Source organism: Telluria sp. Soil_C_11 (assembly GCF_057657395.1).
Genome location: NZ_JBDGIN010000006.1, coordinates 1 through 12675, shown reverse-complemented (window position 1 = coordinate 12675; position 12675 = coordinate 1). Strand labels below are relative to the sequence as shown.

At 65.4% G+C, this 12675-nt stretch carries 13 protein-coding genes and 1 rRNA gene; 4 read left to right on the top strand and 10 right to left on the bottom strand.

All coding sequences use genetic code 11. The features are described from left to right. From AC3A6M_RS11815 to rpe, 8 genes are all read right to left on the bottom strand, one after another. On the bottom strand, window positions 1-819 hold the full coding sequence (locus AC3A6M_RS11815; protein ID WP_487853167.1) for an alpha/beta fold hydrolase: 819 nt from the start codon (window positions 817-819) through the stop codon (window positions 1-3). A gap of 44 nt (window positions 820-863) precedes the next feature. Continuing rightward, window positions 864-1376: a TonB family protein gene (locus tag AC3A6M_RS11810; RefSeq protein WP_487852921.1), complete on the bottom strand. Its 513-nt coding sequence runs from the start codon at window positions 1374-1376 to the stop codon at window positions 864-866. Window positions 1377-1379: 3 nt separating this feature from the next. Further along, entirely contained in the window at window positions 1380-2180 is an 801-nt protein-coding gene (gene trpC / locus AC3A6M_RS11805) for an indole-3-glycerol phosphate synthase TrpC (RefSeq protein WP_487852920.1), read from the bottom strand. Between the two features lie 8 nt (window positions 2181-2188). Beyond that, complete coding sequence (gene trpD / locus AC3A6M_RS11800) at window positions 2189-3229, bottom strand: anthranilate phosphoribosyltransferase (protein WP_487852919.1); 1041 nt, start codon at window positions 3227-3229, stop codon at window positions 2189-2191. Between the two features lies 1 nt (window position 3230). Beyond that, window positions 3231-3794: an anthranilate synthase component II gene (locus tag AC3A6M_RS11795; protein ID WP_487852918.1), complete on the bottom strand. Its 564-nt coding sequence runs from the start codon at window positions 3792-3794 to the stop codon at window positions 3231-3233. Between the two features lies 1 nt (window position 3795). Next, entirely contained in the window at window positions 3796-5298 is a 1503-nt protein-coding gene (gene trpE / locus AC3A6M_RS11790) for an anthranilate synthase component I (protein ID WP_487852917.1), read from the bottom strand. Between the two features lie 209 nt (window positions 5299-5507). Beyond that, complete coding sequence (locus AC3A6M_RS11785; protein ID WP_487852916.1) at window positions 5508-6206, bottom strand: phosphoglycolate phosphatase; 699 nt, start codon at window positions 6204-6206, stop codon at window positions 5508-5510. Beyond that, entirely contained in the window at window positions 6207-6881 is a 675-nt protein-coding gene (gene rpe, locus AC3A6M_RS11780; RefSeq protein ID WP_487852915.1) for a ribulose-phosphate 3-epimerase, read from the bottom strand. A gap of 89 nt (window positions 6882-6970) precedes the next feature. On the opposite strand from rpe, the gene apaG reads away from it, so the two are divergent. Together apaG and mltA are read left to right on the top strand one after the other, a co-directional pair. Beyond that, window positions 6971-7345: a Co2+/Mg2+ efflux protein ApaG gene (gene apaG / locus AC3A6M_RS11775; RefSeq protein WP_487852914.1), complete on the top strand. Its 375-nt coding sequence runs from the start codon at window positions 6971-6973 to the stop codon at window positions 7343-7345. A 104-nt stretch (window positions 7346-7449) separates the two neighbouring features. Continuing rightward, a complete protein-coding gene (mltA, locus tag AC3A6M_RS11770) occupies window positions 7450-8718 on the top strand; it encodes a murein transglycosylase A (protein ID WP_487852913.1) in 1269 nt (422 codons plus the stop codon). A 12-nt stretch (window positions 8719-8730) separates the two neighbouring features. On the opposite strand, the gene AC3A6M_RS11765 is transcribed toward mltA, so the two are convergent. Next, on the bottom strand, window positions 8731-9987 hold the full coding sequence (locus tag AC3A6M_RS11765; protein ID WP_487852912.1) for an MFS transporter: 1257 nt from the start codon (window positions 9985-9987) through the stop codon (window positions 8731-8733). Window positions 9988-10050: 63 nt separating this feature from the next. On the opposite strand from AC3A6M_RS11765, the gene AC3A6M_RS11760 reads away from it, so the two are divergent. After that, window positions 10051-10827 (top strand): enoyl-CoA hydratase, encoded by a 777-nt coding sequence (locus tag AC3A6M_RS11760; protein WP_487852911.1) that lies wholly within the window; start codon window positions 10051-10053, stop codon window positions 10825-10827. On the opposite strand, the gene AC3A6M_RS11755 is transcribed toward AC3A6M_RS11760, so the two are convergent. After that, window positions 10828-12000, bottom strand: a complete 1173-nt coding sequence (locus AC3A6M_RS11755; protein ID WP_487852910.1) for a trypsin-like serine peptidase — start codon at window positions 11998-12000, stop codon at window positions 10828-10830. 611 nt (window positions 12001-12611) lie between these two features. Between AC3A6M_RS11755 and AC3A6M_RS11750 the strand changes: the two genes are divergently transcribed. Beyond that, window positions 12612-12675, top strand: a 16S ribosomal RNA gene (locus AC3A6M_RS11750); the annotation flags it as partial.

Sequence of the window (12675 nt, the reverse complement as noted above, 5' to 3'; positions counted from 1 at the left end):
TTATTCGCACGTCGAGGTAAATCCGGCCACCAGCGCGACGATTTCCTGCGTCCGCTCTCTGTGCGGGACATGATGCGTGTCCGGCAGGATGCGAAGCCGTGCCGGACCGCTGCAATGTCCCGCAATCGTCTCCGGGTGCCTGGCCGAGCCGTATTCGTCGAGCGCGCCGTGGATCGCCAGCACCGGACACTTCACCGCGGGCAGCACGTCGCGCAGCGACCATCCCGCGAATGCCGGATCGAGCCATGTGCCGATCCAGGCATCGAGCACCCAGCTGGCCTTGTCGCCGTGGTATTTCTCCAGACGCGCCAGCTGGTGTTCGCCTGCGAACAGCCGTTTGGCTTCCAGCAATCCCTCGCGTGTCTCGTCGCCGACGAAGGCTTGCGCGGACTCGGTGACGAGGGCGACGCAGCGCGGTGCATGCTGCGCCGCGCAGTGCACCGCCATCCCGCCGCCCACGCTATGGCCGAAGGCGATGAAGCGGTCCAGCCCGAGCTGCCCGGCGACGGCCGGAAACCAGCTTGCCGCTTCGTCCGCGATGAAGTCCAGCGGGAGCTTGCCTTCGCGCCGATCGGAATGTCCGAACCCCAGCCGATCGTAGGCCACGACATCCCGTCCGGTAGCGGCGCAGAGCCGGACCGGGAAGTCGCGCCACAGATCGACGCACCCGAGAGAGTCGTGGAAAAGGACGATCGGCGCTTTCTTGCCGGCCGCTGGATCTTGCTGGAGGCTATGCCAGCGCCGGCTGAACAGGCGCCCGTGCGGATGGCCGATCCAGGTGTCGCTGGCCAGGATGCTTGATGGTTCCAAGTGGATGATGCATGTGTTGTCGGAGTGTCCGATTATGCCGCATCGCGGGCGCTTTATTCCGACGCCTGCGGCCCGGCCAGGCTGCGCAACTGGTAACGGTCGCGGTCGGCGAACAGGAAGGTTTCCGAGAACGTCAGCTTGCCGCTCGCCAGCGCCAGGTGCTGCGGGCGGGGCAAGGGTGTGCTGCGCCGCACCGCCGCCAGCGCGACCTGGGAGGCGCCGGGGTCGCGCGAACGCTGCACCTGCACGTTCGTCAGCTGGCCATTTTCATCCACGGTGATCTCGAGCACGACGATGGCCGGCAGCATCGGCGGCAGCCGGCCTTCGTAGCTGTGGCCGGGGTCGTGCTGCACCACGTGCTGGGCGACCCGGGTCTTGTAGTCGTCCAGGCCGGCAGGCGCCGGTCTGGATGCGGGGGCGGGGGAGAAGGGGTGGACGATGCGCTCGGCGACGCGCTCGATCGAGGAACCGACCGTCGCCGCCGCCGTCTTCACGCTCGCACATCCGCTCAAGCCTGCCAGCATTACCGAGATGGGAACCAGGCTCAAGCGGATGATCGTGTTCATGATCTAGTCGAACAGTCGTTGCAGTTCGGTGCCGGGATCGGGCGCGCGCATGAAGGCTTCGCCCACCAGGAAGGCATGCACGTTGGCGTCGCGCATGCGCTTGACGTCGGCCGGCGCCAGGATCCCGGACTCGGTGACCACCAGGCGCTCCGCCGGGATGTTGGGCAGCAGGCCGATGGTGGTGTCGAGCGTGACCTCGAAGGTACGCAGGTTGCGGTTGTTGATGCCCAGCAGCCTCGTCTTGAGGCGCAGCGCAGCGTTCAACTCGTCGCCGTCATGTACTTCGACCAGCACATCCATGCCGAGTTCCTGGGCGCAGGCTTCCAGTTCCGCCATCAGGCCGTGGTCCAGCGCCGCGACGATCAGCAGGATCGCATCGGCGCCCATCGCGCGCGCTTCGTACACCTGATACAGGTCGACCATGAAATCCTTGCGGATCACCGGCAGATCGCAGGCGGCGCGCGCCTGTTTGAGGTAGTCGGCGGAACCCTGGAAGAACTGGACGTCGGTCAGCACCGACAGGCAGGAGGCGCCGCCCCTGGCGTAGCTCTCGGCGATGGCGGCCGGCTGGAAGTCCGGGCGCAGCACGCCCTTCGACGGCGAGGCTTTTTTCACCTCGGCGATCACGCCGGCGCGCCCCGCGTCGATGCTGCGGCGCAGGCCGGCTTCGAAGCCGCGCAGCTTGCCGCGCAACTCGCTGTCGCCCTCGACTTCGCGGCGCAGGCTGTACAGGTCGCGGTGTTTTTTGGCGGCGGCGACTTCGTCGGCCTTGACCGCCAGGATCTTGTTCAGGATGTCGGACATGGTTTTCTTCAGGGTTGGTTCGCCGCGCCCAGCTGGCGCGTGACGCTGACGAACTGGTCGAGCTTGGCCAGCGCCGCGCCCGACGCGATGGCCGCACGCGCCTTCTGCAAACCTTTCTCGATCGAGGAGGCGACGCCGGCCGCGTACAGCGCGGTGCCGGCGTTCAGCGCCACGATGTCGTGCGCCGGGCCGGGTTCGCCGCGCAGCGCTTCCAGCACGCGCGCCTGCGATTCGGCGGCGTTCGCGACCTTCAGGTTGCGGCTGGAGATCATCGCCAGGCCGAAGTCTTCCGGGTGGATCTCGTATTCGCGGATCTCGCCGTTGACCAGCTCGCCGACCATGGTGCCGGCGCCGAGCGAGACTTCGTCCATGTTGTCGCGGCCCCAGACCACCACCGCGTGTTCGGCGCCGAGGCGCTGCAGCACGCGCACCTGGATGCCGACCAGGTCGGGGTGGAACACGCCCATCAGGATGTTCGGCGCGCCGGCCGGATTGGTCAGCGGGCCCAGGATGTTGAAGATGCTGCGCACGCCGAGTTCGCGGCGCACCGGCGCCACGTTCTTCATCGCCGCATGGTGGTTCGGCGCGAACATGAAGCCGATGCCGGTCTGGGCGATCGACTGGGCGATCTGTTCGGGCTTCAGGTCGATCTCGGCGCCCAGCGCTTCGATCAGGTCGGCGCTGCCGCTCGACGAAGACACGCTGCGCCCGCCGTGCTTGGCCACGCGCGCGCCGGCGGCGGCGGCCACGAACATCGAGGCGGTCGAGATATTGAAGGTGTGCGCGCCGTCGCCGCCGGTGCCGACGATGTCGAGCAGGTGGGTGGTGTCGGCCATCGGCACCTTGGTCGAGAACTCGCGCATGACCTGGGCGGCGGCGGTGATCTCGCCGATGGTTTCCTTCTTCACGCGCAGGCCCACGGTGATCGCGGCGATCATGGTCGGCGAGAGTTCGCCCGACATGATCTGCCGGAACAGGTGCAGCATCTCGTCGTGGAAGATTTCGCGGTGTTCGATGCAGCGCAGGAGCGCTTCTTGTGGGGTGATCATGTCAGCGCTCCAGAAAATTCTTCAACATCGCATGTCCGTGCTCGGACAGGATCGACTCGGGGTGGAACTGCACGCCCTCGATGTCGAATTCCTTGTGGCGCACGCCCATGATCTCGCCGTCGTCGGTCCATGCCGTCACTTCCAGGCAGGACGGCAGCGAGGCGCGTTCGATCGCCAGCGAGTGGTAGCGGATCACGGTGAAGGGGCTGGGCAGGCCCTTGAACACGCCTTCGCCGGTGTGGGCGATCTTCGAGGTCTTGCCGTGCATGACCTGCTTGGCGCGGATGATCCTGCCGCCGAAGGCTTCGCCGATCGCCTGGTGGCCCAGGCACACGCCCAGGATCGGCTTCTTGCCGGCGAACTCCTTCAGTACCTCGACCGACACACCGGCATCCTTCGGGCTCTTCGGGCCCGGCGAGATGCAGATGCGGTCCGGGTTCATGTCGGCGATCTGTTCCAGCGAGATCTCGTCGTTGCGCACGGTGCGCACGTCCTCGCCCAGCTCGCCGAAGTACTGGACGATGTTGTAGGTGAACGAGTCGTAGTTGTCGATCATGAGCAGCATGTCAGATCTCCCCATCCAGTCCGTCTTGCACTTGCTCGGCCGCGCGCAGCACGGCGCGCGCCTTGTTTTCCGTTTCCAGCCACTCCATCTCGGGGATGGAATCGGCCACAATGCCCGCCGCCGCCTGCACGTACAGGTTGCCGTCCTTGATCACGCCGGTGCGGATCGCGATGGCGACATCCATCTCGCCTCCGAAACTCAGGTAGCCGCAGGCGCCGCCGTAGATGCCGCGCTTGACCGGCTCCAGCTCGTCGATCACTTCCATCGCCCGTACCTTCGGCGCGCCCGTCAGGGTGCCGGCCGGGAAGGTGGCGCGCAGCACGTCCAGGTTCGACATGCCTTCCTTCAGCTCGCCCTCGACGTTGGAGACGATATGCTGCACGTGCGAGTATTTTTCGATGACCATCCGGTCGGTGACCTTCACCGTGCCGGTCTTGGCGATGCGGCCGATGTCGTTGCGCGCCAGGTCGATCAGCATCACGTGCTCGGCGATCTCCTTCGGGTCGTTCAGCAGTTCGTGGGCCAGCTCGGTGTCGCGTTCCGGCGTCGAGCCGCGCGGGCGGGTGCCGGCGATCGGGCGCAGCGTGACCTTGCGGCCGCCTTCCGCCTGTTGTTCGTTGCGGACCAGGATCTCCGGCGAGGAGCCGACGATCTGCATGTCGCCGAAGTTGTAGTAGTACATGTACGGCGACGGGTTCAGCGAGCGCAGCGCGCGGTACAGCGAGAGCGGCGAATCCACGTAGGGCTTGCGGATGCGCTGGCCGATCTGCACCTGCATCAGGTCGCCGGCCATCACGTATTCCTTGGCCACCGCCACCGCCTTCAGGTAGTCCTCCTTGCTGAAGTCGCGCACCGCTTCGGTACGCACCGAGGACGAGGTCACCGGCGCGTCGACGCTCCGGCGCAGCATCACGCGCAGGTCCTTCAGGCGCTGGCGCGCCCGCGCATAGGCTTCCGGCTGGGACGGGTCGGCGTAGACGATCAGGTAGAGCTTGCCCGACAGGTTGTCGATCACGGCCAGCTCTTCGGTCTGCATCAGCTGGATGTCCGGCAGGCCCAGCTCGTCCTTCGGCGCCTTGCCGGCCAGCTTCTTCTCGATGTGGCGCACGGTGTCGTAGCCGAAGTAGCCGGCCAGGCCGCCGCAGAAGCGCGGCAGTCCCGGACGCAGCGCGACCTTGAAGCGCTGCTGGTACTGTTCGATGAAGTCGAGCGGGTTGCCGTCAATCGTCTCGACGATCTCGCCGTTCTTCTCGACGGTGATGCCGTTCCCGTCCTGCGTTGCGCGCAGGATGGTCTTTGCCGGCAGGCCGATGAAGGAATAGCGGCCGAAGCGCTCGCCGCCGACCACCGACTCCAGCAGGAAGGTGTTCCTGCCGGCGTCCTGGCTCTGGGCCAGTTTCAGGTACAGCGTGAGCGGGGTTTCGAGGTCGGCAAAGGCTTCCGCGATGAGGGGGATACGGTTGTAGCCTTGCGTGGCGAGCGATTTGAATTCGAGTTCGGTCATGCTTTTCTCCGGGCCGGCCCGAGGAGGAGGGAGGTCGGGACGGCGTTTTCTTCAAAAAACCTGCCGGTGTGTGTGCACGCGGGAGCGTGCGCCGGCAGCAATCAACGGGGGTTAGTCAGCCCAGGATTGCCAGCGTCGCCACAGCCAGGCCTCGAGGGCGCCGGTTTGGTTGACGGTGTGTTTTTTGGTGAAAAACATGTATAGATAAGTTAGGTTGAGGTGCTGTTGTGCGCAGATATCAGCTTCGCTGCATCGAGCAGCGAATCAACTATACCATCGGAATTAATACTTTGCACAGGCATTCCGTGGTTATAACCATATGGCACTGTGAGCACAAAGCAACCGGCCGCGCGCGCCGCCTCGGCGTCGTTGCTCGAGTCGCCGATCGCCACCACGCTTGCCGGCGCCAGCGCGAAATCGCGGCAGACCTGCTGCAGCGGCAGCGGATCCGGCTTCTTCTTCGGCAGCGAATCGCCGCCGTAGACCAGTTCGAACCAGTGCGCCAGGCCCTTCCTCTCCAGCAGAGGTAAAGTGAAAGCAACAGGCTTGTTGGTGACACAAGCGAGGCGCAGGCCCAGCCCCTTCAGCGCGCGCAGGCCTTCGATCACGTCGGGGAACAGGGTGGCGCGCTCGCCGTTGATGGCCAGGTAGTGCCGCTGGTAGGCGGCCATGGCCTGGTCGAACACGGCGTCGATGCGGGCGCTGTCGTAATCCAGGGCCAGCACGTCGCGGATCAGCTTTTCCGATCCCTTGCCGACCATCGGTTCGATGGTCTGCTGGTCGATCGGCGCGAGGCCGAATTCGGCGCGCATGCCGTTCAGCGCCAGCTCGAAGTCCGGCACCGTGTGCAGCATGGTGCCGTCGAGGTCGATGATGGCGGCCTGGATCGCCGCAGCGCCGGCCCGCATTTATTGCGCCTTGACGCCGGCCAGTTCGGCGCGCATGGCGTCGATCACGGCCTTGTAATCCGGCTTGCCGAAGATGGCGGAGCCGGCGACGAAGGTGTCGGCGCCGGCGGCGGCCACCGCGGCGATGTTGTCGGCCTTGATGCCGCCGTCGACTTCCAGCATGATGTCGCGGCCCGATTCATCGATCAGGCGGCGCGCCTGTGCGACCTTCTTCAGCGCTTCCGGAATGAAGGACTGGCCGCCGAAGCCGGGGTTGACCGACATGATCAGGATGATGTCGATCTTGTCCATTACGTGGTCGAGGTAGTGCAGCGGCGTGCCCGGGTTGAACACCAGGCCGGCCTTGCAGCCGTTATCGCGGATCAGCTGCAGCGAGCGGTCGATGTGTTCCGACGCTTCCGGGTGGAAGGTGATGATGTCGGCGCCGGCCTTGGCGAAGTCGGGGATAATGCGGTCGACCGGCTTGACCATCAGGTGCACGTCGATCGGCACCTGCACGTGCGGACGGATGGCCTGGCACACCATCGGACCGATGGTCAGGTTGGGGACGTAGTGGTTGTCCATCACATCGAAGTGGATGATGTCGGCGCCGGCGGCAACGACGTTCTTCACTTCCTCGCCCAGGCGGGCAAAATCGGCGGACAGGATGCTGGGAGCGATGCGGTAGGTGGTCATGGCGTTTTGCAAGTATCAGGGACCGCTATTGTACGACGCCGCGCTTTTCGCCAGCGTTGTATGATGGCGTCTTAGAAAAAAGGAAAGCCATGCCCGCCTACGATTTCGCGATCAATGTCAGGACCCAATACCTGCCGGAACAATCCAAGCCCGAGCGGACGCTGCACGTATTTACCTACACGATCACGATCAAGAATACCGGCTCCGTGCCGGCCCAGCTGATCTCGCGCCACTGGGTGATCACCGACGCCAACGGCAAGACGCAGGAAGTGCGCGGCCTGGGCGTGGTCGGCCACCAGCCGCTGCTGAAGCCGGGCGAGGAATTCGAATACACCAGCGGCACCCAGCTGGAAACGGTGCAGGGCTCGATGGTCGGCGAATACTTCTTCGTGGCCGAGGATGGCCACCGCTTCGAAGTGAACATCCCCGAATTCGTGCTGTCGCTGCCGCACGCCCTGCACTGATCGATATTATTTTCTTCCGGAAAACATCGTCCACCAGACGATGAAGATCAGCAGCAGCAGCGCCGCCCCCGCTTCCAACACCAGTATCCACATAACGGTTCCTTATGTTTTCGACACGCCGAAGTGTACCCGCCCGCAGCGCCGGCGGGTTGGTTTTCATTGCCGCCTTCCTGGCCGCCTGCACCACCACGCCGCCGCAGCCGGCGCTGCAGCCGAAGCCCGTGCCGCGGCCGCAGCCACCGATCAAGATGCCACCGCCGGCCGCGCCCGTGCCCTCGGCGCCTTCGCAGCAGCCGCCGCAGCAGCCGCCCGCTGCACCGCTGTTCACCCCGGTGACCTTCGACGTGCTGCCGGGCTGGCAGCAGGACGACCTGCGCCAGGCCTGGCCGGCCTTCCTGGCATCCTGCCGTGCGCTGGCCGCCAGGCCGGACTGGAAGATGCCCTGCGCCACCTCGAAACTGGTCGACGCCGGCGACGGCGTGGCAATCCGCCAGTTCTTCGAAACGAATTTCGTGCCCAACCTGGTGCGCGCCGCCGACGGCGCCGACACGGGTTTGATCACCGGCTATTACGAACCGATGCTGCACGGCTCGCGCAAGCGCGGCGGCGCCTACCAGACCCCGCTCTACAAAGTGCCGGACGACCTGGTGACCGTCGACCTGGCGAGCGTCTATCCGACCCTGAAAGGCATGCGCCTGCGCGGCCGCCTGGTCGGCAAGACCGTGGTGCCCTACGGTACCCGTGCCGAGATCGAGCGCGCGCGGCTGCCCGGCAAGGAACTGGTCTGGGTCGACGATCCGGTCGAGGCTTTCTTCCTCGAGGTCCAGGGTTCGGGCCGGGTCCAGCTCGACGATTCCGGCGACGTGGTGCGCATCGCCTACGCCGACCAGAACGGCCATCCCTACAAGGCGATCGGGCGCTGGCTGGTCGAGCAGGGCGAACTGACGGTGGGCGAGGCCTCGGCCCAGGGCATCAAGGCCTGGATTGCCGCCCATCCGGAGCGCCGCCAGGAACTCTTCAACGTCAATCCGAGCTATATCTTCTTCCGCGAGGAGCGCCTGCCGGATCCGGGCGTCGGCCCGAAAGGGGCGCTGGGCGTGCCGCTCACGCCGAGCCGTTCGGTGGCGATCGACCCATCCTTCCTGCCGCTGGGCGCGCCGATCTTCCTGTCCACCACCGAACCGGCCAGCGACCTGCCCATGCAGCGCCTGATGATGGGGCAGGATACCGGCGGCGCCATCCGCGGCGCCGTGCGCGCCGACTTCTTCTTCGGCTTCGGCGGCCAGGCGGCCGAGAATGCCGGACGCATGAAGCAGCGCGGCCAGCTGTGGGTGCTGCTGCCGAAGCCGGCGACGATCCAGGCATCGCGCTGAGGCGTTTCCGGCTCAGGCCTGGATGCGGTGCAGGCGGGTGCCGAACAGGGTGCCCGCCGTCAGCAGCAGGGCGCCCGCCGCCACCACGCCCAGGCCGCCGCGCACGCCGATCCGCTCCGCCAGCAGCCCGGCCCCGGCCGCGCCCAGCGGCGCCATGGCCACCGTCATGAAGCGCATCGTCGAGGTCATCCTGCCGAGGAAGGCGTCCGGCGTGACGCGCTGGCGCAGGGCAAGGTAGGGCAGGAAGAATAGGGTCGCGCCGCAGTCCAGCCAGAACACGACCACCGCATATGCGCCCGCGCTGGCGGCGCTGCTGCCGAACAGGTCGCGCGGAATCGCCGGCATCAGCACGAAGCCGATGCTCGAGGCGCACAGCCCGATCGCCACCGTGCCGCCCGAGCCGAAGCGCCTGGTCAGGGGTTTCAGCAGCACCGAGCTGGCCAGCACGCCGACCCCGCCCAGCATCTGGGCCGTACCCATCATCCCCGGCGACATCCCGAGCACGCGCGTCGCAAACAGCACGTACAGCGCCATGTAGCCGTAGAACAGCAGGTGCCAGCAGGCCGAGGTCCAGGCCAGCAGGCGCAGCACCGGCTGGCGCCAGACGAAAGCCAGGCCGGCCAGCATGTCGCGCAGGACGTGCGATTCGGGCGGGATCGGCTGCGGTTCGCGCGCCTTGACGCGCTTCAGGTTCCAGATCGAGACCGTGAAGCCCGCCACATTGCAGAGGATGGCGAAGGGCGCGCCCAGCGCCTGCACCAGTACGCCGGCCAGGCCCGGGCCGAGCAGGCGCGACGCCGATTCGGTGGCCGCGAACTTCGACTGCGCATCGATCAGGCCATCGCGCCCGACCAGGAAAGTCACGAAGATCTGCTCGGCGCCGCCGCCCACCACATAACCGGTGCCGAGCACGAACTCGACCGCGTACAGCCAGTGGATGCTGAGCCAGCCCTGCCACCAGGCGAGCGGCACGCTGGCCAGGCTCAGCGCCACCATCGCATCGCTGCACAGCATGACGGGCAGGCGCCGGCTGCGGTCGAGCAGGACCCCGACCGGCAGTCCGAATAACAGGAACGGCAGGGAGCCGAGCGCCGCCAGGGTGCCCATCTGGGCCGGCGTGGCGTGCAGCAGCAGGGCCGCGCAGATGGGCAGGGCCAGCAGCGTGATCTGGGTGCCGAAATTGCTCAGGATGCTGCTGAACCAGAAGCGGCGGAAATCGGGGTTGCGCAGCTGCCGGTCGCTGCCCAGTTTGCGGAAGAAGGTGATCATTCTTGTTATTTAAGCCATCGCAGGCGCTACAATCGCAGGGTTATCTTATATGAGGGGTGTCCCATGGAATATTCTGACCTGCTGATCGAGAATCATGGCAAGGTTGTCGTGATCCGCCTGAACCGCCCGAAGGCGATGAATGCCCTGAACGACAACATGATGAACGAACTGGGCGACGCGCTGTACAAGTTCGACGCCGACCCGGCCGTCAACGTCATCATCCTGACCGGCAGCGAGAAGGTGTTCGCGGCCGGTGCCGACATCGCCGCCATGGCGAACTACACCTATGCCGATACCTATCCCGGCAACTACATCGGCCGCAACTGGGAGCACATCCTGAACGTGCGCAAGCCGGTGATCGGCGTCGTCTCCGGCTATGCGCTGGGCGGCGGCTGCGAGCTGGCGATGATGTGCGACTTCCTGATCGCGGCCGACAGCGCGAAATTCGGCCAGCCGGAAATCAAGGTCGGCGTGACTCCGGGCGCCGGCGGCACCCAGCGCCTGCCGCGCACGATCGGCAAGTCGAAGGCGATGGACATGCTGCTGACCTGCCGGATGATCGATGCGGCCGAGGCCGAGCGCACCGGGCTGGTGTCGCGCGTGATCCCGGCCGACAAGGTGATGGAAGAGGCGCTGGCGGTGGCGAACACCATCGCCGCGATGCCGGTATCGGTGGCCATGCAGATCAAGGACTCGGTCAACCGCGCCTTCGAGACCACCCTGACCGAAGGCGTGCGCTACGAGCGCCGCTTCTTCCACGCCGGCTTCGGCACGCCGGCGCAGAAGGAAGGGATGGCCGCGTTCCTGGAAAAACGCAAGCCTGACTTCGAAGGCATGTAATCAGAGGCAGTTCCCCGGTACCCGCGCGCACAGGGCGTTGAAGATCCCGACCCAGCGGTTGTCGGGGATCGACGCGCCCTGCACCTTCGGATCGCTCGGGACGTAGATGTAGGAAGTCACCCCGACCACGCGGTTCGAGCCCGTGTTCGAGCCGGTACCGCCGCCGGCCTGCAGCAGCTGGAAGTTCTGGACCCACGGTCCGCCGCTGGAGCCGCCCAGGGCGTCCGAGCCGTACTCGACATTGTTCGGCGCGACGTTGCGGAAGGCGGCGCTGGTAACGATCTGCATTTTCTGGCATTTATCCAGGTTGCAGGGATAGCCGAGCTTGGACGTGTGGTTGGCCGACAGGCTCAGGGTCTGCCAGCCTAGCCAGCCGGTCACGTCGCCGAGGGCGCGAGTGACGCCGCCGATGGGCTGGTCGGCGAATTCGATCATCGCGTAGTCGGCCGCATTCGGGACCGTGCCGCCGCCGAACGCCCAGGTACCGGTCACGATGGCGGCGCTCCAGTTCCAGACCAGCAGCGGCGCGGTGCCGTCGCGATAGGCCGGCACGAACACCCAGTTGCTGTGGAAGCCGTCCGCGGTACCGCTGTGCACACAGTGGCCGGCCGTGGCGACGATGCGGTGCTGGATCGCCGAAGCCGAGCAGCGGTAGGGGACGCCGCGGATCGAAAAGAACAGCGCGCCGGTCGTGATGTAGGGGTAGGCCCGGTCCGCGGAGAACGGGGCCGCCGAGGCGGTGAACTGCGGGAACACGCGGCTGCTGGTGAAATGCGCGCCAAACGTGCCGACCGCGCCCGGTGATGCGACTTCACCGTTGCGGTCCTGCCCGGCGTCCGGCCTGGCGCCACCCGGCGCGAACAGCCGTTTTGCAGGCGGAGCGCTGCGCAGCGAGGGGACGCGGGCGTCGCTGCTTTCGACTTGCCCGTCCAGGCGCGGCGCTTCCTGCGGCTGCGCAGCACCCGGCGCGACCTGCGGCATCGGCAGCGGGCGTGCGGCCTTGAACCGTTCGGGAGTCCAGTAGGCGGCAACTGCCCTGGCGTCCGGATTGGTCAGGACCACCATATTGTCGTTCTGCTTCTTGTCTTGTTGCTGCTCTTGCGCCTGGCTCGCCGGCGCGCTGAACAACAACAGCGCGAGGACGGGGACGTAAGTATGCGCGAGGTTTTTCATATTGCCTCCAGATAGAACTCATCGAATGGCTCGGGAAAGTACTGCGAGCTCAGCTTAAGAGCGCAGGCGGAGGAAGTTCGGTGGATTTCGCTGTCTGCTGAGGAGTGTCAATACAAACGGGCGGCATGGTTTTGGGCAATATCTTCCGCTCAGCATTTAAGTAGGGAAAACTTCGGCCGAAGTTGCGTCGGCGCGTCAGATCCGCTTCGTAGACCCTTGCGCTTTCGCATACTGGTTTGCTATAGTTCGCGTCCTGCTTCTGCAGCGCACAAATGGTTCAAACAAATGTGCACACTGCAAAAACGGATGAGTTGACGAGTTAAACGAAACACTGCATAATCTCGCTTCTCTGCTGCTGACGAACACAACGATTCGCAAATGCGGCAAGGCAGTACCGAATACGATCTTTAACAATCAACAGTCGATAAGTGTGGGCGTTTGATGAAGTGCCAGCAGCTGCGAAAGCGCTGCTGAATGCTTAAATTATCAAATGTTCACAAAAAGTATAACGTTGCTCAGCAATGAGTAACGGTCAGTATTTTGAGTGAGCGAAATCGATCCAGTGGATCGATTTCGGGGCCGCAGCGATGTGGCTTCGACAAACAGAGATTGAACTGAAGAGTTTGATCCTGGCTCAGATTGAACGCTGGCGGCATGCTTTACACATGCAAGTCG